This is a genomic window from Flavobacterium sp. CAU 1735, assembly GCF_039888695.1.
GTDB lineage: Bacteria > Bacteroidota > Bacteroidia > Flavobacteriales > Flavobacteriaceae > Flavobacterium.
Map to the genome: position 1 here is coordinate 232,901 of NZ_JBDQQQ010000003.1, position 20,332 is coordinate 253,232.

Genomic DNA, 20,332 nt, shown 5'->3' on the forward strand with positions numbered 1-20,332 from the left:
AACGACAGCGGCAATTGCCTCCAGAGGCTGCCTATATAGCTCCTTTTGTCTGGCTCACTTTTATAGCCAGTGCTTATGAGCTCATTTGTACGCTAATCCTTAAATTGAATTCCGATATTTGGTTCCGAGCCTATCTATTACCGGAGTTTTTTGTGCTTTTTTATTTCTTTTGGAAGGTTTTTAAAAAGCGATACCGGCCACTTTTCTACTTTTTCGGTACCGTTTTTCTGCTCACCTTTATCGGCTTGCTCTTTGTTTGGAACAAATGGAGTCATTTAAAGGGCGATTCCTACCTGTCGCTTATCGAAGCGATATTCGTCTATACTTTTGTTATTCTGTGGTTTAAAGATGTCTTCCATAATCTGTCCGAACAATACCTGTGGAATTTTCCACTTTTTTACTATATATCGGGTTTTATTTTCTACTTTTCCGGTACCTTATTTCTATTTTTGATGGGTGATATTATTGATCAAACTCCAACCCTCGTGTTCGAGGATTTTTGGGTTTTTAATCTAATCTTGATTATCATCAAAAATATATTTTTAATGGTAGGGATATGGAGAATTCAGAAGAAATAAAAATTGCTTTTTGGTTGGGAACGCTTGGAATGCTTTTCCTGGCTTTTGGTTTACTATCGCTGGTATTGTACTACCAGAATCATTTCTACAAAATGAAACGGAAAGAAACGGAGTTGTTGCTAAAAACGTCTCTGGAAACCGAAAAAAATGAACGAAAACGTATCGCAGCCGATTTGCACGATAGTGTGTCCGGCGATCTGAATGCGATTCGGAATTACTTAACAATCTTACAACGAAACGGAAGTATTGTCGGAAATCAGGAGATTTTTGACGAAATCCGCTCCGGTGTCGAAATGGCACTGGAAAATACCCGTAAAGTTTCCTATAATATTATGCCACCGCTATTGGAAACATACGGTTTGGTTACAGCGCTTACGGATTATCTGGACGGATTGAAAAAGAAAACGGAAATCGATTTTAAAGTGGTGAGTAATCAGGAGGAATTTAAAATTGCCGCTCCGGTTGCCTATGAGTTGTTTCGTATTGTTCAGGAGTTTACAACCAATATGATCAAATATGGAAAAGTGACAGAATCGATCGTAACAATGGTACTTTCTGACACTTTTTTTACAATTACGCTACAGGATAACGGAATTCCGATTAACTTTACACAACTTTTGGCTACATCAAAAGGAACGGGCGTTAAAAATATTAACTCCCGATTAAAGATTGTCGGTGCCGATTTTGTTCAGAATGAAATCGAAACCGGAAATAGTTTCACCATTACATTAAAGAAAGAAAAGTGCTTAGAGTAGGTATTGTGGACGATCATAAACTTTTTAGAAAAAGTTTGTCCTTTTTGATCAATTCTTTTGAAAATACCAATGTCGTTCTGGAAGCCCAGAACGGGCTCGATCTATTGGATCAGATTCAGGATCATACTCTGGATTTATTGTTATTGGATATTCAAATGCCGGGTATGGATGGTTTTGAAACCTGTGAACATATCCGTAAGCATTATCCGGAAATGAAAGTACTCATCGTCTCACAACTCACCACCAAAGAAAGTATTCATAAGGTGATGGAATTGGGCGCACATGGTTTCTTTACCAAAAACTCCGAACCGGAACAGCTTGAAAATGCCATAAAAAGTATTCGGGATAAGGATTTCTATTTCGGACAGGAATTGGGAATGGTATTGCGGGAAGCGATTTTATGGGAGAAAAACAACAAACCAAAAATTACCGCTTCGTCAATTACAATTTCCGATCGGGAAATGGATGTGATCCGTATGGCTTGTAAAGAGCTGAGCAGTATCGAAATTGCCGACAAGCTGCATATTAATGTGCGTACCGTGGAAACGCACCGCAAACGCATTATGGAGAAAACCAACTCCAAAAACTTCATTGGCGTAATCCTTTTTGCACTTCGCCACCAGTTGATTTCAATCGAGGAATTAACCGAATTATAACTTCATTAACAGTGAAATCCCCCTGTTTGTGGGAAAACCACGTGTTTTACCGGATAGAAAATCAGTATTTTTACGTATTGCATTTTAGCTCAGGAATGTGGAATTTTGTCTCAATAGAGTTTTTCATTTAGTAAGTTTAAAAAAGACCATATTGCCCTTTATTGATTTATTAACTGTGTGTTCCTAAACTTTTTAAGTTGATAATAAATATGGTCTCTTTTACATCATTTATGGTGTATTTTAGTTAGTGAAGTTCTTTTAATTTTGGGTTAAAATGCTGAGCGGCTAACAGTTCAGCATTTTTATTTTTTTATCTAGAAAACCTTATTTATTATACATAAGTTTTTATTTGCATATCTTTAGTTTTTTTGAAAAAAAAAAGCAGCTCATAGGGGGGCTGCTTTTTTCTTTTATACTAATACCAACGTTTTTTATTCTTCTTGGATTCCGGTGATTTACGTGATTTTGACTGGTTTTTGTTTTTGTTGCGGAAGTCTTTTTTGGCTCCGGGCTGCTCTTCTTTTTTCTCGCCTTCTTTCCATGGAAACGGATGATCATCCACAACTTTAATTTTCTGACGGGTCAGTTTTTCAATATCCTGTAAATACGGTTTTTCGTCTCTTCCGCAAAAGGATAAGGCCAATCCGGTATTTCCGGCACGTCCGGTTCGTCCGATACGGTGTACGTAGGTTTCGGGAATATTGGGTAAATCAAAATTGATCACAAACGGCAATTGCTCGATGTCGATTCCTCTGGCGGCAATATCAGTGGCAACCAAAACGGAAACTTCTTTGCTTTTAAAGCCGTCCAGAACACGTTGACGTGCCGACTGTGATTTGTCTCCGTGAATGGCTTCGGCGTTAATACCGTTCTTTTTTAGGGCTTTTACAACGTTGTCGGCACCGTGCTTGGTTCGGGCAAAAACCAAAACGTTGGAAAGTTTGTCGTTACGGATGATATGATACAATAATTTTCGCTTGTCTTCTTTTTCAACAAAGTATACTTTTTGCTGTACGGTTTCGGCAGTACTGGAAATTGGCGCTACCGACACATATTTCGGTTGCGTCAGGAACGTATCGGCCAATTCGCGTATCGCCAGTGGCATCGTCGCCGAAAACAATAATGTCTGGCGGTTGTCCGGTGTTAGTTTGATAATCTTTTTAACATCGTTAATAAAACCCATATCGAGCATCTGATCGGCTTCGTCCAAAACCAGATGGTGCATATGATGGAGGTCGATAAAACCCTGTTTGTGTAAATCCAGTAAACGCCCCGGAGTAGCTATTAGTACGTCAACGCCTTTTTTAAGCTGATCCACCTGTGGTGTTTGGTTTACACCACCAAAAATAACCAGTGTACGGATATTGGTGTATTTTCCGTAGGTAGTAAAACTTTCCCCGATTTGGATCGCCAGTTCGCGGGTTGGTGTCACAATTAGCGTACGAATGTGTTTTACTTTCTTTGATGATCCGACAATTCGGTGTAATAAATTCAGGATCGGGATGGCGAAAGCTGCCGTTTTTCCCGTTCCGGTTTGGGCGCAACCTACAAGATCAGTGCCTTCCATGATGATCGGAATGGCCTGTTCCTGAATGGGTGTCGGGTTTTCATAACCTTCTTCGGTAAGCGCCTGTTGTATATTGCGAAGTAAATCTAAGTCTTGAAATTGCATAAAAAAACGATAACTGTTAGTAGTTATCGTTTGCAAAAATACTTTAAAATATTGGTTTTGTTTATATATTATGCTTCGCCTTCATAAAATCGGTGATCAAATAGGCGATTAATTTCCCTACAAGATGGTTGTTTTTGTCCTGATCCAGATCCGGAGCGCCTTCGCAAATGTGTAGATAGGAAGCATTGCTACTCTGACCGAAGTAGTGAATAAACTGGCGTAATTCGGCTACCGAAAAACCGCTCAGCGTCATCGCACTACTCGCAATTCCCGGAAGGGCGTCCAAATCGATTTCGATACCAAAAGCATCGGTAGCGATATGTTTTAAGGCGATTTCCATTTCATCATCAAAGTCCTTTTCCCGGCGAACGGCAATTTGTTCGTACGTATTATAACGGATTTTTTCGGTTACTTTTTTAATCGAATCGAGTACGCTTTTTGGAGTATAGCTTTCGTGTAATCCGAAAATAAAATATTTTTTCAGGAAACCTTCTTCAAAAGCATACGAAAACCCGTTGCCACTGTGGCGTCCTTCTAAGGCGCGGAAATCGGTATGCGCATCAAAATTAATGGCATTAACGGCTCTTCCTTTTGCCAGTGCAAGTCCCTTAATGTTCCCGTAAGCATTATTATGTCCGCCACCAATCACAATTGGCGTCTTTCCGGCTTTGATAATCTGACAGACAATATGCGACACTTCTTTGTCGATTTTTTCGACCATTTTAAAAAAATGCCTGCGGTCTTCCTTGTCCGTAATGTCCAACGTTTTTATGGCTTCCATTTGTTCGGAAACGTCAATACTACCCAATATCAGTAGTTGACTGCCTTTACAAAAACGGTTGTTCTGGATGTTTACAATGCTTTTTAAAGTGCTTTCCCAGGCCGAAGCAGTTCCGGCTCTTCCCAGGTTCGCACGTACGCCGATGTCTTCCGGAATTCCCAGTAAAACAAATTCGGCATCGCTGGTCTGGAGAAATTCCAACGTATCCATTTCCTTGGGTACGGTTTGGATCCTTTCTCCGAATTTTATCTCACCGCTACGGTGATTGGTAATTTTCGTTAAGTCGTTTAGTGTAAATCGGATAAGCTTTTCCATATAAAAAATGTTGCATCCAAAAATACTATTTTCTATAAAACTTTCGTTATTTTACGGAAATGAATAATTTTATAGCTAATTGAATTTGAAAAAAATGTGACTATGGAAAATCAAAAAAGTAACTCGAGCTTAAAAGCCATTATTGTTGTTTTGTCGTTATTGTTAATCGGGAGTTTGGCCTATATGTACAAGATGAGTACTGATAATCAGACTTCTGAAAACAAAATCATGTCGGAGAAAGATAAGTTAAATGAAGAGCTTCAAGCTGCGATTGCTAAATATGATGCTGCGATAGCGGATAACACTTCACTTTCGTCTGAATTGACGGCAGAAAGAGAAAAACTGATCCAATTGCAGAAAGAACTGGAAAAATCAAAGGGCGATGCGGCTTCATTAGCAAAATTTAAAAACGATTACCTGCGTTTAAAACGTGAAATGGATAATCTGATGCGCGAAAATGATGGGCTGAAAAAACAAAATGCAGCCTTAACCACGCAACGCGACAGTACACAAACTGTATTAAACGACGCTAGAAGAGTGAACGATACATTGGTATCACAAAACGACCAGTTGGCCAAAACGGTTGAAAAAGCATCTAAATTAACGGTATTGAATTTACAGACGACTGCGGTAAAACAAAGAAGTTCCGGAAAACAAATCGATACAGACAAAGCGCGTAGAGCTGATGTATTGAAAGTGAGCTTTACCATTGCTGAAAACCAGGTAGCCAAATCGGGAGATAAAACGTACTATATCCAGATCATTGACAGCAAAAACAATGTATTGGGAGAAAAACGTACCGAAACTTTTGGTGACAAAGTATTAACATACAGCTTTGTTAAAACGGTGAAATATGAAAACAAAACCGTTCAGGTAGCTCAGGATTTACCGGTAGAGAATATCGAAGGCGGAACATTCTTCGTAAATATTTTCGACAAAGCGGAATTGGTATCCAAAACCAGCTTTACATTGAAATAACAAAAGATAAACGACAATACAACAAAAAAGAGGAACATAGGTTCCTCTTTTTTTATTGAATAAACTGACCTTCGATTAGCACCTGATCAATCAGGTTACTGCCAAAAGCATATGGCAACTGGTAATAGGAGGTAAGTGGTTGCGTAATGATGATATTCGCTTTTTTCCCTTTGGTGATACTTCCGTGTGTATCGGAAATTCCCATCGCATAGGCGCCGTTAATAGTCGCTGCATTAATCGCTTCTTCCGGTGTCATTTTCATTTTGATACAGGCGGTTGCGACTACAAAATTCATATTTCCGGATGGCGTGGTACCCGGATTAAAATCGGAGGCCAAAGCCAACGGTAATCCGGCTTGTAGCATTTTTCGCGCCGGCGTATACGGAATACTGATAAAATAGGAACAGCTTGGTAAAGCAACCGGCATCGTAATACTGTCTTTTAAAACAGCGATATCTTCGTCGGTTACGATTTCTAAATGGTCTACCGATAAAGCACCGTGTTTTACACAGGCTTCGATACCATTAATGGCTGTAAATTGATTCACGTGAATTTTTGGGATTAATCCGTGTTGTTTTCCCGCTTCGATAATCCGTTCGGTTTCGGCTACCGAAAAATAACCGGTTTCCAGAAAGGCGTCGACATATTCGGCCAGGTTTTTGCGGGCAATAGCCGGAAGCATTTCGTTAATGATCAAATCGATATACCCTTCGTGGTTTTCTTTATATTCGGATGGGAAAGCATGCGCGCCTAAAAAAGTCGCTTTGATCGCAATCGGATAGTTCTCGGATAAGCGTTTGATCACTCGTAGCATTTTTAATTCGGCTTCGACCGTAAGTCCGTAACCGGATTTGATTTCTACCGCTCCGGTTCCCTGACGCATCACTTCTTCCAAACGTACTTTTGATTGGTTGTAAATTTCTTCTTCGGAGGTTTCCTGTAACTTTTTAGCCGAATTTAGAATACCACCGCCACGACTGGCAATCTCTTCATAACTCAACCCATTAATCCGATCTACAAATTCCTGCTCGCGATTGCCGGCATAAACAATATGCGTATGGCTGTCGCACCACGTTGGAAGTACGGTTTTACCGGTAGCGTCTATCAGTTTGCAGCCTTCAGAAGACGGACAGTCTGCCATCGGACCAAAATCGGCAATCCGATCGTCTTCAATCAATAGGAAAGCATGGTCTATTTTGGGTAAAACGGCCATTTCGGCTCCGGAAACTTTAGCTACGGGTGTTTCTCTTACCTGTAGTAGTTCTTTGATGTTCTGGATTAAAATTTTCATAGGATTCTATCTTGAAAGAGCAGCTTTTATAAGTGCTTAAATAATTTTTGTAAAAATAAACTGGAATTTTAAAAACTCCTATCTTTATATAAAATTATTATGCCGTGAGAAAAGTCAAGTATCGTAAAGTCCGCAAAGTTCAGCCCAATTATTACGAATATACCGGTGTTCACACCAGTGAGCCTGTAGGAATGCAGTTATTTGTTTACAATGAAAAACGCTTTGAAGAATATGCAAAAGTTACGCTGAATAAGGTTGAAAAAGAACTCAACGATAAATTGCAGGAAGAGGATGTAAAATGGCTTAATATTCACGGGTTACACGATGTAGGGCTGATTCAGAAGATAGGAGAATTGGTTGGAATTCAGAATTTTCTCGTGGGCGATATCCTGAATACCCAGAGAAGAACCAAGCTCGAAGAACTGGACGATATGTTGTTTTTTAATATCAAATCGATTTTACCGGGTGAAGATTTGGACAATATCAGTGTTGAACAGATCAGTTTTATTCTAAAAGGAAATATGCTCGTCTCGTTTCAGGAAAAAAGGAGTGACTTTTTTACCCATATCCGCGAGCGTATACGTACTGCCACCGGAATTGTCCGCAAAAAGAAAAACGATTACCTGTTGTATCTGATGCTGGATGCGATTATCGAAAATTTTTACATCACCATCGAGAATTACGAAGACCGGATTGAGGCGTTGATGATCGAATCAAAAACCAACTACCGACAGGATGTGCTGATACGAATTGAAAAAAATCGGGAAAATCTGAATTTTCTAAAACGTTCCATTATCCCGTTGCGCGATGCGTTATATAGTCTGAAAAGTTTTCAGGACGATGATCAATACGATGGAATCGAACAGTCCAATTATACGTTTTTTGCCCGTTTGCATCAGAAATGTCTCGAACTTTTGGAGCAGATCGACTACGATACCAATTCGTTGGATAGTGCCTCACACTTTTATTTTTCGGCCCAAAGTCAGCGGATGAACGAAATTATGAAAGTGCTCACGGTGGTGTCTGTTATCTTTATGCCGCTCACGTTTATTGTGGGAGTTTATGGGATGAATTTTGAAAACATGCCGGAGTTAAAAACGGATAACGGTTATTTTGCGGTTCTGGGTATTATGGCGATACTGGCCATTTTGATGGTGACGTATTTTAAAAGAAAAAAGTGGTTTTAAAGCAATGATACGATAAGATATGAAAACATTTATAAGCGCCATTTCGGGAAAGGAATTTCCGGCAGCCGAAAAAGTTTCCGGGAAAACCATCCGGGCTTCCATTATGAATTTTATACTGAAAGAGCATCCGGAGTTTTCGCGGGAACAGTATTTGTCGGTTGGGGAGCTAAATTACTACCGGGAAAAATATATTTCGGATTTTTTGATTAAGGAGGTCGGCGAAATTTCCGAACTGGAAAAAACGGTTTTGCATGCGCTAAAAGACAAAAAGATGGTGCTCAATAAACCTGAAGAAGAGGGGCAAGGGTACACTTTTGGTCAGCGTGTAGCCGATAAGGTAGCCGAATTTGGCGGTAGCTGGACGTTTATTATTTCTTTTATGATCTTTCTGGTCGTTTGGATCGCATTGAATATCTTTTTACTGGCCAATAAAGGTTTTGATCCGTATCCGTTTATATTGTTAAATCTGATTCTTTCCTGTATTGCGGCTTTACAGGCACCGGTGATTATGATGAGTCAGAACCGACAGGAGGAAAAAGACCGGGAACGCGCTAAAAACGATTACATGATCAATTTAAAGTCGGAGTTGGAAATACGCATGTTACACGAAAAAATTGACCATCTGATTTTACATCAGGAACAGTCGATGTTGGAAATCCAGAAGATTCAAATCGACATGATGAATGATATCATTCATAAGATGGAAAATAAAAAGTAAGGTTATTGGACTTCGATTTTATACGTGTCCAGTAATCCCAAAACCGCCGGATATGCAAATTTGGCGCGGGTAATGGTATTCCGACCCGGATCAATCGAATAATTTACGGCCGTACGGAAATCGGCTTTTTCAAGCATCGTCTGGTTGAATATGGCTTCACGGAAATCACAGTTCGGAAAACGAATCCCGGACAGATCGGCATCGGTAAAATCGACATCCTCGAGGATACAATCGGAAAAACGGGAACTTTTAAGTTTTAAACCGTAAAAAGAGCCCAATTTTACATTACAGCGAGTAAGCGTTAGTTGTAGTAAAAACGGATTACAGTCGTTAAAATTAACACCGAGTAACTTACAATCGGTAAAGGTGACATCCTTAAAGGAAGTACCGCTTACGTTTGCCATACTGAAATCACAACCGGTAAAGGTGCAATCCAAAAATGAAAAATTATTTAAAAAGGCATTCCCAAACTGACAATTGATAAATTGGCAATTGTCGTATTCGGCTTTTTCCAATACGTTGACTTTTTCAAAAAGTTGATCTTCAAATAACATATATGATCGGGTTGAAATGATAAAACCTGTAGTGTCGGAACAACTACAGGTTTTATTTACTATTGAGGAATAATTATTTTAAACTTCCCACCATGTCTTCCGGTTTTACCCAGGCGTCGAAATCTTCTGGTGTCACATACCCCAAACGTACCGCTTCTTCTTTTAAAGTAGTTCCGTTTTTATGAGCTGTTTGCGCGATTTCAGCCGCTTTGTAATATCCGATTTTGGTGTTTAAAGCCGTTACCAACATTAAGGAATTGTCTACCAATTCTTTAATACGTTTGTGGTTTGGCTCAATTCCCTGTGCACAATGCTCGTCAAACGAAACACAGGCATCTCCTAATAAACGTGCCGATTGCAGGAAGTTAGCCGCCATTAACGGTTTGAAAACGTTTAATTCGTAGTGTCCCTGAGTACCACCAATTGTGATGGCTACGTCGTTACCCATTACCTGAGCACATACCATGGTTAAAGCCTCACATTGTGTAGGGTTTACTTTTCCTGGCATGATAGACGATCCCGGTTCGTTTTCCGGAATGAAAATTTCACCAATACCGGAACGTGGTCCTGATGCCAGCATACGGATATCGTTAGCAATTTTATTTAACGATACAGCTAATTGTTTTAAAGCGCCATGTGTTTCTACAATTGCATCGTGTGCTGCTAAAGCTTCAAATTTATTTTCGGCTGTTACAAACGGATGACCGGTAAATTTAGCGATGTACTCGGCTACTTTTACGTCATATCCTTCCGGAGTGTTTAATCCTGTTCCAACAGCAGTTCCGCCTAAAGCTACTTCCGATAAGTGTGCAAGTGTATTTTTTACCGCTCTTAAACCGTGATTTAACTGCGCTACATAACCGGAAATCTCCTGACCTAAGGTTAATGGCGTAGCATCCATTAAGTGCGTACGGCCAATTTTTACTACGGTTTTAAATTCCTGTGCTTTCGCATGTAGTGTATCTCTTAATTTCTCAACACCCGGAATGGTTACTTCCACTACGGCTTTGTAAGCTGCGATATGCATTCCCGTAGGATAGGTGTCGTTAGATGACTGTGATTTGTTTACGTCGTCGTTTGCTTTGATAACGGCTTCACCTTCTCCGATCTTAAATCCGGCCAATACCTGAGCACGGTTTGCGATCACTTCGTTTACGTTCATGTTACTTTGCGTACCCGATCCGGTTTGCCAGATTACCAATGGGAATTCACCGTCTAATTTTCCGGCTAAAATCTCATCGCAAACGGCTGCAATAGCGTCTCTTTTTTCTACTGCTAACACCCCTAAATCGTGATTGGCATAGGCTGCCGCTTTTTTAAGATAGGCAAAACCTTCCACGATTTCTTTTGGCATCGAACCCGAAGGGCCGATTTTGAAGTTGTTTCTAGAACGTTCTGTCTGAGCTCCCCAGTATTTGTCTGCCGGAACTTTCACTTCACCCATGGTGTCTTTTTCTATTCTGTATTCCATTTTATTGTTGTGTATAAGTTGTTACTGTCGATTTAAAACCATAAAAACGGTCCTGTGTGTAACCGTGTACGGTGTTTTAAAATCCTTTCAAAAATAGACAATATCGACAGCTTAAAAAAATGAATTAAAATAAATTTCTGATAAATATTGGACAAGCCGATTATTCGGCTTACCTTTGGCGGGTATTCAAAATTCCGGAAAACATGTTTGAATTTCAACAGTATTTAGGCTTTTTACTTTTCTTATGTATCTTAACCATCGGTTTTTGGTTAATGATTTTCCTGGTAGGTTTCGTGCAATATTGGCTAGGAGGCGCTATCATCGAATTGATCAAAGAAAAGAGAAATAAAAAGAAAGCAGAATAATTAAATTTATTCAAGATATAAAGGGAACAGATTGTTCCCTTTTATTTTACAAAAAAGGGAGCTTAAAGCTCCCTTTTTAATTATTTATAATAGGTTATCTTACGTTCGACTACAAATTTTGGTTCGTTGTCTATGGTAATGGTCTTTTTAATCCAGTTTCCATTTTTGTCGTATTCGTAACGTACTTTACGATCAACAACTAATTTTCCGTCTTTGCCAACCGTTTTCTCATACGTCACATTGTTATGATCATCGTAGGTTAACAACTGATGTGATGTTATTTGCTGGTTCACGATTTCTTTGCGTTCGATCAGATTCTTGTTTTTGTCGTATTTAAACTCTTCTAAAATTTTTCCGTCTGCAAAACCGTCATAAATTCGGTTGGAAGTCATGTTACCTTTCGCATCAAAAGTGCGTACTTCCGAATATTCCAATGCGTTGTCTTTGTTTAACGTTTCGGTTTGAAGTAATAGATTTTTAGTGTTGTATTTATTATTGATCGTATACAGTCTTTTATAGTCCGAATTCAAACGCTGTTCGGTTTGCAAATTGTTGTTGCTATCGTACGTATAGGTTGTGATATATTGTACGGCCGCTTCACGAAGAAACGATTTTTCCTCCCGGATTTTACCGTTAGTGCCAAATAAATAAGTGTTTCGGTCTATCTGATTGTCTTTATCGTCAAATCGACGCACTTCTACACGTTGGTTTTTAATAAAGGTATTTAGTGTTTTTTCCAACTGCATTCCCTCCGGGTTTCTACGCGTTATGATGGTATTGTTACCATTGTCGTCCCATGAATATTTAGTTGTAAAAGCCTTCCCCGGACTTACATATTGCGATACCAATAGTTTTTTGTCTTTGTTGGTAAAGGTCGTTTCTTCCAATAAACTGCCATCCATAAGGTTTTTCTTTTCGTGAATCAGGCTTCCGCTAGCACTAAATTCCAGAGCGGTATTGTAACTGTTTGGATTTTCGGTTGCGGGTTTGGCTTTTTGTCCGTTTACCAAAAGAAAGGATTGTTCGGTTACGGTTTTTACATTATCGGAAAGTTTAAAGTCTTTCCAGTTGTTTACGATTTCGGCTTCGGTTTCGGCTTGATTTTCGTCTTTCTTACAGGCGATTAATAAAAATGAAAGTAAAAGTAGGGTAAAGGTTGATCTCATTTGTTGTCAATTAATTTTCAAAAATCCATTATTTTTTTGACAAAGCCAATTATTTGTCAAAATTAACAGTGTTGTTTTGATCTTAAATAAAAAAAATCTGCCGAGACAGCAGATTTTTTTAAAATTATAACAGTGTAAAAAGTATGGTAAAACTAATAGACACTGTTTTTTCGATTTGGTTGCTTCGGTTTGTGACAATTTTTTCAAAAAATACAATAAAATTTATGCCGTGTTATAAATTGCTAATGAATTTGGGATTTAATCGACTCGTAAATTGTTATATAACAGTTCGTTATTGCCATTGTGTTTTTTAACGGAATGAATGTGTTTTTTTTGAACTGTATAAAAAAAATGTATTTTTATTTGTGTAGTTAAGTGGCTACACTTATATTTGTAGTCAAATGACTTCATGATGAATTTAAGACGAGATGTATTTCAGGCTATAGCCGATCCGACGCGTAGGGCAATTTTGATGCTGGTAACCACACAGTCGATGACTGCCGGAGCCATAGCGTCAAATTTTGATTCGGCACGACCTACGATTTCCAAGCATTTACAGATATTAACGGAATGCGAGCTCCTTCGACCGGAGCAAAACGGAAGAGAGATTTATTATCACCTAAACGCTCAAAAAATGAAAGCCATAGCCGATTTTATTGAACCGTTCCGAAAGATGTGGGACGATAGGTTTAACGCATTAGAATCGATAATGAAAAACTATAAAACCAAATAAGATGGAACTGAAAACGAAAATCCAGGCCGAACAGGGTAAGCAGGAGCTCCTGATTACGCGCGAATTTGAATTACCGGTGGCATTGCTTTTTAAAGCCTATGAAGATCCTGAAATTGTGGCGCAATGGATGGGAACAAACGTAATACAGCTGGAAAACAGAAAGCACGGTAGCTGGCGGTTTGAAACCAACCGAAATGGGGAAGTGGTATTTGGGGCAAACGGGGTCATTCTCGATTTCGTTCCAAATGAAAGAATTACACGAACTTTCGAAATGGAAAACAGTACTTTTCCGGTTCAGTTGGAGTTTTTGGAGTTTGAAGCATTAACAAACGAAACCAGTCGGTTAACAATGCAAATTGTTTTTAAATCGGAGGCCTTTCGGGATCAATTAGTACAAATGCCGTTTGCACAGGGATTAAACTGGGCACACAATCGATTACAAGAAGTTGTTGCCTCTTTACAATCATAACGAAATCGCTATACCATGAACCCAAAAGTTGATCAATTTTTAGATAAGGCTACAAAATGGAAAGAAGAGATGACGTTGTTGCGGGAAATCGTACTGGAATCGAATCGCCTTGTAGAAGATTATAAATGGATGCATCCGTGTTATACCTTGTCCGGGAAAAATGTAGTACTCATCCACGAGTTTAAGGACTATTGTGCGCTGTTGTTTCATAAAGGCGTACTGCTTAAGGATCCTAAAGGAATTTTAATTCAGCAAACCGAAAATGTACAGTCGGCACGACAGTTGCGGTTTACGAATAGTGACGACATCCGGAAACTGGAGCCGGTAATTGTGGCGTATATCAACGAAGCAATTGCAATTGAAGCGTCGGGTGCAAAGGTGGTATTAAAAGAAACAACGGATTATGCAGTACCGGAAGAATTTCAACAGCGACTGGATGAGAATCCGATTTTAAAAAGCGCGTTTGAGGCCTTAACTCCGGGCCGCCAACGGGCCTATTTGTTTTATTTTTCTCAGGCAAAACAATCCAAAACAAGAGAAGCGCGAATTGAAAAATACCTGCCGAATATCTATAGGGGAAAGGGTATCGACGATTAATCCTGTGCGATTGCTTTTAGGGTATTGCGGTATTGTGACGGGGTGATGTTTTCAAACCGTTTAAAAAACTTGGTAAAATTCGAAGGATCAAAGGTGAGTAGTGAGGCAATTTCGGCTATGGTTTTATCCGGAATGGCCAACAAACGTTTGGATTCGTCCATGATCCGTTTTTCGAAGAAATAACAGGGCGATTTACCGGTTTGCAGTTTGATGGTAGTGCTAAGATGTACCGGATGAATACACATAAGGGACGCGATGTCTTTAATTTCGAACATAACGTCGCTATGGCCTTCCAGAATGCTATCAATATGACGATCGACCTGATTGATAAATTCAAGGGTAATTTCTTCTTTCCGGTTACTGTATTTCAGTGGTAATTTTGTCATACGAATGATTCCGTTTTGTGTGGAATTAAAAAATCCGCTGTGTAGCGGATTTTTACTTTATTTTTTGATTTTAGCTTGCGCGTCGTCGTATTTTTTTGAAACGGCATCCCAATTGATCAGGTTAAAGAACGCTGTGATATAATCGGCTCTTTTGTTTTGATAGTTTAGGTAGTAAGCATGTTCCCATACATCCATTCCTAAAATTGGTGTTCCGGAAATACCCACATTTGGCATTAAAGGATTGTCCTGGTTTGGCGTACTGCCTACGACAAGATTACCGGTTTTGTCTACAACCAACCATGCCCATCCGGAACCGAATTGTTTGGCACCGGCATCCGAAAATTGTGTTTTAAAATTTTCGAACGAACCGAAGGTTTTGGTAATCGCATCGGCTATGGCACCTTTGGGTTCACCGCCGGCTTTTGGAGCCATAATTTCCCAATACAGGTTGTGGTTGTAATAACCGCCGGCATTGTTGCGCACCGCTTTGTTTTCCATATCCAATTTGGTCAGGATATCTTCGATGGTTTGTTTTTCCAGTGCGGTACCTGCAATCGCCTTATTCAGGTTGTTTGCATACCCAACATGGTGTTTGGAATAATGTATTTCAACGGTTTTAGCGTCGATATAAGGAGCTAAGGCATCATATGCATACGGAAGTCCTTTCATTTGGAACGTTCCGGGATCGGCTTTTACATCCGCAGGATTACCTACCGGTGTTGCCGTTTTTGTCTGTTCTACCGGATCCGGGATTTCAACTACCTCTTCCAACTTGTTTTTATCTTTACAAGAAAAAAGCAAGGTCGAAAAAAGGAAACCGGCAATAAGGATTTTAGAATTTTTCATGGCTTATTAATTATTGAATTTACGGTTTCTATATACAATTTTTTAGCATCATCGGGCGATAAATGACGTACCTGCATCCAGGCATTCATTTTAAAAGCATCCCTTAAATCCTGAGGCTCCTGATGTTGCTTGAGTCTGTTGGTTCCGGATAGCGCCTGTTTGTAATAGGCATAGAGACGCAACATGACATCCTGAGGTAAATTCTCCGTCATATTGGAAGCTTTTTCAAAGGCTTCCTGGAATTGCGTATCTAAATTAGAATCGGACATTATTATTTTTTTGCAATGATTGTTTTGCCGCCTACAGCCTTCTCATTTAATTTTACAGTCACTTCGGTACCTAAAGGTAAGTATAAATCCACCCTCGATCCAAATTTAATAAATCCGGCATCAGTTCCCTGAACGACGCGCATTCCTTCCTGAGCATAGTTTACAATTCGTCGTGCCAATGCACCGGCTATCTGACGGTACAGGATTTCTCCGAAAATACGGTTTTCTACCACAACGGTAGTTCTTTCGTTTTCTTCACTGGCTTTCGGATGCCATGCCACCAGGTATTTACCCGGATGGTATTTGCTGTATTTTACTTCTCCGTTTACGGCATAACGCGTTACGTGTACGTTAATCGGAGACATAAAAATCGATACCATAAGACGTTTGTCTTTAAAATATTCCGGCTCGTATACTTCTTCGATAACCACTACTTTTCCGTCTACCGGAGCAATAATGTGATTGTCGTTGATGTCTACAATTCTTTTCGGGTTTCTGAAAAATTGCAGTACAAGTACTAATACAACCAATCCTAACAGTTGCACCACTTTTTGTAACCATAGGATACTGATAAATTCATCAGCTAAAACAGCTGTCAAAGCAACCAAAAAGGTTGTGATTAAGATAATTTTTGAGCCTTCTTTATGAAACATAATTTAAAATTTGATAAAACAAATAAAGAAACGGTATTGCAAATATAACACTATCCAGTCGATCTAAAATACCACCGTGTCCCGGCATAATTTTTCCACTGTCTTTTACTCCGGCTGTGCGTTTAAATTTGGATTCAACCAAATCGCCGATAGTGCCGAAAAAACCTACTATTAAACCGGTTATGATCCAGGTGACAGGGGAGAAGAATGTAAAAAACTGACTGATAATATAACTTCCGATCATGGTGAAAACCAATCCGCCAACAAAGCCTTCAATGGTTTTTTTAGGCGATATGCGTTCGAATAGTTTGGTTTTTCCAAAAGATTTGCCCACGATATAGGCAAAAGTGTCATTGGTCCAGATCAGGATAAAAATTCCGATAATGATATTGGGCGTAAAGCTACCGGTAATAAAAGGTGCTTTCATCAACAGAATAAACGGCAATATGATATAACCGAAGAGTTTTACATATTTGGCCGATTTGTCGCTGCGAACCGGTTGTGCCGATCCGAATAGATCGATCATTAAATTTACCGAAACAAACAGTGTTGCCAGGCAAATCGCAATATCGGTATAAAAGGAATTGATGCGGAATACAATAAAGAGAATATAGGCGCCAAGTCCTAATACAATTGGTAAACCGTTTTTAAGGTGGATTAGTTTGCAGAATTCGACTACCGCAATCAATAAGAATATACCGAAGAGCAACGTAAAGCTCACTTCAGAAAACAGAGTAGCTGTTAGTAATAAGACGATATAGATAAACCCCGAAAGGGCCCTGATACTACTTTCCCGCATGCTACAAATCTTCTAAAAGCAATAAATACAGATTTTTAGGGCAACTGCCATACTGTAGAAAATCTTCTTCTTTTGCTTTTTCGAAATATTTAAAAGTGGTGATATTGGTTGGGTATTCTTTATCGTATTTGCGTTTGATTTCCCGTAGACCATCGCTTTTATTCGCTAAAATCTGACTGGTTGTAGCCAGAATAATGATATTCGACGGTAAATCGTTGGGTTTGTTCTGGCGTAACTGATTGGATGAAAAAAGGATGGAACCTTCGTCGGCAATCAGGTTTTCGCAGGAAGCAAATAAAAACTTGGGATTTTTAGGACTGTTGTAGTTGAGTTTATTTTCGTCAAGCAGACTGTAGAGTTTTGGTTCTAAACAAATGACATCGCTTTCAAACCAATCGTTTTCTACCAAAATATTCTCAAATTGTTCGTGTACTTCGGTTAAATTTTCACAATACAAAAACTTACCTCCATTTTTTTTGAAATTGAAAGTAAATTGCTCATCTATTGGCATCTCAATCTCTGGATGATATTGGCTCAATTCGGGTTCTCTCTCCTCTTTTGAAGCATCATTCGCACTGCCGAAAAGTTTTTTAAAAAGACTCATAAAAGTAGGTCAGATCTTTGTTTTTTGCACTTGAAATCAATCAAAGATAAAAAAATCTTAATTCAATTTTACAATCGAATTAAGATTTTTGTATAAAATGTTATAATTATTTTTCTTAGGATTCAGTAACTACTTCATTTTCTGTTTTTTCATGCGGACGCTGTCCAAATATGGCTTCCAGGTCGTCTTTGAAAATTACTTCTTTTTCGATCAGAATGTCGGCAAGTTGGTTTAGTTTCTCCTTGTTTTCATTCAGGATCTGAATCGCTCTGTTGTACTGGGATTCGATCAGATCGGAGATCTCTTTGTCTATAACTTTAGCCGTTTCTTCCGAGTATGGTTTGGAGAAATTATATTCACTCTGACCCGATGAATCGTAGTAGGTGATGTTTCCTAATTTATCGTTTAAACCGTATACGGTTACCATAGCACGGGCTTGTTTGGTTACCTTTTCAAGGTCGCTTAAAGCTCCGGTCGAAATTTTATTGAAAATTACTTTTTCAGCTGCACGTCCACCCATAGTAGCACACATCTCGTCCAGCATTTGTTCCGGACGTACAATCAGACGTTCTTCCGGTAAATACCAGGCCGCTCCAAGACTCTGACCCCTTGGTACGATAGTCACTTTTACCAATGGCGCTGCGTGTTCTAACATCCAGCTTACAGTAGCGTGACCCGCTTCGTGAATCGCAATAGCGCGTTTTTCTTCCGGGGTAACGATTTTGTTTTTCTTTTCAAGTCCACCTACAATTCGATCTACAGCATCCAGGAAGTCCTGTTTGTCGACTGCTTTTTTGCCTTTTCGGGCAGCAATAAGAGCCGATTCGTTACATACGTTGGCAATATCGGCACCGGAAAATCCAGGTGTTTGTTTGGCCAGGAATTCAGTATCCAGCTCTTCCGATTTTTTCAACGGTTTTAAGTGTACTTCAAATATTTCTTTACGCTCACGGATGTCCGGAAGGTCTACATAAATCTGTCTGTCAAAACGTCCGGCACGCATTAAAGCTTTGTCCAGTACGTCGGCACGGTTTGTTGCAGCCAATACGATTACGTGTGTATTGGTACCAAAACCATCCATTTCGGTTAATAACTGGTTTAGGGTATTTTCACGTTCGTCGTTCGATCCGGAGAAATTGTTTTTTCCACGGGCTCTACCTACGGCATCAATCTCGTCGATAAAGATAATCGAAGGCGATTTTTCTTTAGCCTGTTTAAACAAATCCCGTACACGTGATGCCCCAACCCCTACGAACATTTCTACAAAATCCGAACCGGATAATGAGAAGAACGGTACTTGTGCTTCGCCGGCTACGGCTTTAGCCAAAAGGGTTTTACCGGTTCCCGGAGGTCCTACCAATAAGGCTCCTTTCGGGATTTTACCACCGATACTGGTGTATTTTTCAGGATTTTTCAGGAATTCAACGATCTCCTGGATTTCTTCTTTGGCTCCTTCCAGTCCGGCTACGTCTTTAAACGTTACCTTGATGTCGTTTTTCTCGTCAAAAAGACGTGCTTTGGATTTTCCGATTGAGAAAATCTGTCCGCCACCACCTCCGGATCCGCCACCTGACATTCTTCGGAACATAAATAACCAGAAGGCAATGATCAAAATAATAGGCAGGAAGTTGATCAAGATATCGCCCCAATTGCTTTCCGGCTCTGAGGAATAGTCTTTTAACTTACCTTCCAGACGGGCTTCCTCCAGTTTCTTTTGGAAAAGTTCACTGTTGGTACCGATGTCCAGCGTATAATGAGGACCTGTATTGTCTTTGCCTAACAGGTTTTTCTTCTCAATTTTTTCGTGGGTTTTGCTGTTAAGTGCTTCTTTGTTCAAGTATACCTGAGCCGTGCTTTTGTTGAAAACGACTTTTTCGACCTGACCGGAGTCAAGGTATTGGTAAAAACGGGATAACGAGGTAGGTTTTACTTCCTGGAAATTCGTTCCGCTTGAAACAAGTTGAATCGCAATTAAAATCAAAAGTACGGCCCCATAAATAACCCATGGGCTAATTCTGATCTTAGAAGGATTTGGTTTTTTATCTTTTGACATGTTAAATGTGGATGTTTAGTATTTGTTTTGGATAGAAGTGATTTTTGCATCACCCCAAAGGCTTTCGATGTTGTAGTACTCACGGATGTGTTTCTGGAATACATGTACCACGATCGTTACGTAGTCCATAAGTATCCATTCTCCGTTTTCGGCACCTTCAACATGCCAAGGTTTGTCTTTAAGTTCCTTGGAAACAATTTTTTGTACGGAATTGGCAATGGCGTTAACCTGTGTATTGGAATTACCGTTACAAATTACAAAATAATCACATACGGTATTTTCGATTGCTCTTAGATCCAGAATATCTATATCATTACCTTTTACTTCTTCAACTCCCTTAATGATGTTAGCTAACAGATCATCATTGTTAATATTATCCTTTTTTGCCATTTATTATTTTATATATTTTCGCAAAGTTATCAAATTTTGTCTTTAT

Annotated in this window: 24 protein-coding genes; 9 read left to right on the forward strand and 15 right to left on the reverse strand. The window is 39.4% G+C overall.

Going from position 1 to position 20,332, the window contains the following annotated elements:
- Positions 1 to 137 precede the first annotated feature (137 nt).
- Positions 138 to 275, reverse strand: coding sequence for a hypothetical protein (locus AAFN64_RS09975; RefSeq protein ID WP_347760330.1), 138 nt, complete (start codon positions 273 to 275; stop codon positions 138 to 140).
- A 281-nt stretch (positions 276 to 556) separates the two neighbouring features.
- On the opposite strand from AAFN64_RS09975, the gene AAFN64_RS09980 reads away from it, so the two are divergent.
- Both AAFN64_RS09980 and AAFN64_RS09985 read left to right on the forward strand, forming a co-directional pair.
- Positions 557 to 1,333: a histidine kinase gene (locus tag AAFN64_RS09980; RefSeq protein ID WP_300490893.1), complete on the forward strand. Its 777-nt coding sequence runs from the start codon at positions 557 to 559 to the stop codon at positions 1,331 to 1,333.
- Positions 1,321 to 1,989, forward strand: coding sequence for a response regulator transcription factor (locus AAFN64_RS09985; protein WP_300490889.1), 669 nt, complete (start codon positions 1,321 to 1,323; stop codon positions 1,987 to 1,989). The genes AAFN64_RS09980 and AAFN64_RS09985 overlap by 13 nt, the downstream gene beginning before the upstream one ends.
- A gap of 415 nt (positions 1,990 to 2,404) precedes the next feature.
- Here AAFN64_RS09985 and AAFN64_RS09990 read toward each other — a convergent pair whose 3' ends face one another.
- Together AAFN64_RS09990 and AAFN64_RS09995 are read right to left on the reverse strand one after the other, a co-directional pair.
- Positions 2,405 to 3,661 carry a DEAD/DEAH box helicase gene (locus tag AAFN64_RS09990; protein WP_300490886.1) on the reverse strand — a complete coding sequence of 419 codons (1,257 nt, stop codon included), beginning with the start codon at positions 3,659 to 3,661 and terminating at the stop codon, positions 2,405 to 2,407.
- A gap of 61 nt (positions 3,662 to 3,722) precedes the next feature.
- Entirely contained in the window at positions 3,723 to 4,757 is a 1,035-nt protein-coding gene (locus AAFN64_RS09995; protein WP_300490883.1) for a formimidoylglutamase, read from the reverse strand.
- A 102-nt stretch (positions 4,758 to 4,859) separates the two neighbouring features.
- Between AAFN64_RS09995 and AAFN64_RS10000 the strand changes: the two genes are divergently transcribed.
- The gene (locus tag AAFN64_RS10000; protein WP_300490880.1) at positions 4,860 to 5,735 is read left to right on the forward strand and encodes a hypothetical protein; all 876 of its coding nucleotides are present in this window, start codon (positions 4,860 to 4,862) and stop codon (positions 5,733 to 5,735) included.
- Positions 5,736 to 5,787: 52 nt separating this feature from the next.
- On the opposite strand, the gene hutI is transcribed toward AAFN64_RS10000, so the two are convergent.
- Positions 5,788 to 7,026: an imidazolonepropionase gene (hutI, locus tag AAFN64_RS10005; RefSeq protein WP_347760331.1), complete on the reverse strand. Its 1,239-nt coding sequence runs from the start codon at positions 7,024 to 7,026 to the stop codon at positions 5,788 to 5,790.
- 104 nt (positions 7,027 to 7,130) lie between these two features.
- Between hutI and corA the strand changes: the two genes are divergently transcribed.
- Positions 7,131 to 8,213: a magnesium/cobalt transporter CorA gene (gene corA / locus AAFN64_RS10010; RefSeq protein WP_347760332.1), complete on the forward strand. Its 1,083-nt coding sequence runs from the start codon at positions 7,131 to 7,133 to the stop codon at positions 8,211 to 8,213.
- A 19-nt stretch (positions 8,214 to 8,232) separates the two neighbouring features.
- Positions 8,233 to 8,931: a DUF1003 domain-containing protein gene (locus AAFN64_RS10015; RefSeq protein ID WP_347760333.1), complete on the forward strand. Its 699-nt coding sequence runs from the start codon at positions 8,233 to 8,235 to the stop codon at positions 8,929 to 8,931.
- Between the two features lie 2 nt (positions 8,932 to 8,933).
- Here the strand turns inward: AAFN64_RS10015 and AAFN64_RS10020 are convergent, their stop codons facing one another.
- Both AAFN64_RS10020 and fumC read right to left on the reverse strand, forming a co-directional pair.
- The gene (locus AAFN64_RS10020) at positions 8,934 to 9,485 is read right to left on the reverse strand and encodes a pentapeptide repeat-containing protein (RefSeq protein ID WP_300490869.1); all 552 of its coding nucleotides are present in this window, start codon (positions 9,483 to 9,485) and stop codon (positions 8,934 to 8,936) included.
- A gap of 73 nt (positions 9,486 to 9,558) precedes the next feature.
- Positions 9,559 to 10,956 (reverse strand): class II fumarate hydratase, encoded by a 1,398-nt coding sequence (gene fumC / locus AAFN64_RS10025; RefSeq protein WP_300490866.1) that lies wholly within the window; start codon positions 10,954 to 10,956, stop codon positions 9,559 to 9,561.
- A 203-nt stretch (positions 10,957 to 11,159) separates the two neighbouring features.
- On the opposite strand from fumC, the gene AAFN64_RS10030 reads away from it, so the two are divergent.
- Positions 11,160 to 11,321 (forward strand): hypothetical protein, encoded by a 162-nt coding sequence (locus tag AAFN64_RS10030; RefSeq protein ID WP_300490863.1) that lies wholly within the window; start codon positions 11,160 to 11,162, stop codon positions 11,319 to 11,321.
- A gap of 80 nt (positions 11,322 to 11,401) precedes the next feature.
- On the opposite strand, the gene AAFN64_RS10035 is transcribed toward AAFN64_RS10030, so the two are convergent.
- The gene (locus tag AAFN64_RS10035) at positions 11,402 to 12,487 is read right to left on the reverse strand and encodes a hypothetical protein (RefSeq protein ID WP_347760334.1); all 1,086 of its coding nucleotides are present in this window, start codon (positions 12,485 to 12,487) and stop codon (positions 11,402 to 11,404) included.
- Positions 12,488 to 12,899: 412 nt separating this feature from the next.
- Between AAFN64_RS10035 and AAFN64_RS10040 the strand changes: the two genes are divergently transcribed.
- From AAFN64_RS10040 to AAFN64_RS10050, 3 genes are read left to right on the forward strand one after another with little or no spacing between them, the layout of a single operon-like run.
- Positions 12,900 to 13,220 carry a metalloregulator ArsR/SmtB family transcription factor gene (locus AAFN64_RS10040; protein ID WP_347760335.1) on the forward strand — a complete coding sequence of 107 codons (321 nt, stop codon included), beginning with the start codon at positions 12,900 to 12,902 and terminating at the stop codon, positions 13,218 to 13,220.
- Between the two features lies 1 nt (position 13,221).
- Positions 13,222 to 13,689 carry an SRPBCC domain-containing protein gene (locus tag AAFN64_RS10045; protein WP_347760336.1) on the forward strand — a complete coding sequence of 156 codons (468 nt, stop codon included), beginning with the start codon at positions 13,222 to 13,224 and terminating at the stop codon, positions 13,687 to 13,689.
- 15 nt (positions 13,690 to 13,704) lie between these two features.
- Positions 13,705 to 14,286, forward strand: coding sequence for a YdeI family protein (locus AAFN64_RS10050; RefSeq protein WP_347760337.1), 582 nt, complete (start codon positions 13,705 to 13,707; stop codon positions 14,284 to 14,286).
- Here the strand turns inward: AAFN64_RS10050 and AAFN64_RS10055 are convergent.
- From AAFN64_RS10055 to rsfS, 8 genes are all read right to left on the reverse strand, one after another.
- Complete coding sequence (locus AAFN64_RS10055; protein ID WP_347760338.1) at positions 14,283 to 14,672, reverse strand: AraC family transcriptional regulator; 390 nt, start codon at positions 14,670 to 14,672, stop codon at positions 14,283 to 14,285. The genes AAFN64_RS10050 and AAFN64_RS10055 overlap by 4 nt on opposite strands.
- A gap of 57 nt (positions 14,673 to 14,729) precedes the next feature.
- Positions 14,730 to 15,518: a superoxide dismutase gene (locus AAFN64_RS10060; protein WP_347760339.1), complete on the reverse strand. Its 789-nt coding sequence runs from the start codon at positions 15,516 to 15,518 to the stop codon at positions 14,730 to 14,732.
- The gene (locus AAFN64_RS10065; RefSeq protein WP_300490848.1) at positions 15,515 to 15,787 is read right to left on the reverse strand and encodes an acyl-CoA-binding protein; all 273 of its coding nucleotides are present in this window, start codon (positions 15,785 to 15,787) and stop codon (positions 15,515 to 15,517) included. The genes AAFN64_RS10060 and AAFN64_RS10065 overlap by 4 nt, the downstream gene beginning before the upstream one ends.
- Before the next feature lie 2 nt (positions 15,788 to 15,789).
- A complete protein-coding gene (locus AAFN64_RS10070; protein WP_300490845.1) occupies positions 15,790 to 16,440 on the reverse strand; it encodes a phosphatidylserine decarboxylase family protein in 651 nt (216 codons plus the stop codon).
- Complete coding sequence (locus AAFN64_RS10075; protein ID WP_300490842.1) at positions 16,430 to 17,239, reverse strand: phosphatidate cytidylyltransferase; 810 nt, start codon at positions 17,237 to 17,239, stop codon at positions 16,430 to 16,432. Before AAFN64_RS10075 ends, AAFN64_RS10070 begins: the two co-directional genes overlap by 11 nt.
- A gap of 1 nt (position 17,240) precedes the next feature.
- Positions 17,241 to 17,843: a lactate utilization protein B/C gene (locus tag AAFN64_RS10080; RefSeq protein ID WP_300490839.1), complete on the reverse strand. Its 603-nt coding sequence runs from the start codon at positions 17,841 to 17,843 to the stop codon at positions 17,241 to 17,243.
- Positions 17,844 to 17,958: 115 nt separating this feature from the next.
- On the reverse strand, positions 17,959 to 19,896 hold the full coding sequence (ftsH, locus tag AAFN64_RS10085) for an ATP-dependent zinc metalloprotease FtsH (RefSeq protein WP_300490835.1): 1,938 nt from the start codon (positions 19,894 to 19,896) through the stop codon (positions 17,959 to 17,961).
- A 15-nt stretch (positions 19,897 to 19,911) separates the two neighbouring features.
- Positions 19,912 to 20,286: a ribosome silencing factor gene (gene rsfS, locus AAFN64_RS10090; protein ID WP_136401933.1), complete on the reverse strand. Its 375-nt coding sequence runs from the start codon at positions 20,284 to 20,286 to the stop codon at positions 19,912 to 19,914.
- Between the last annotated feature and the right edge of the window lie 46 nt (positions 20,287 to 20,332).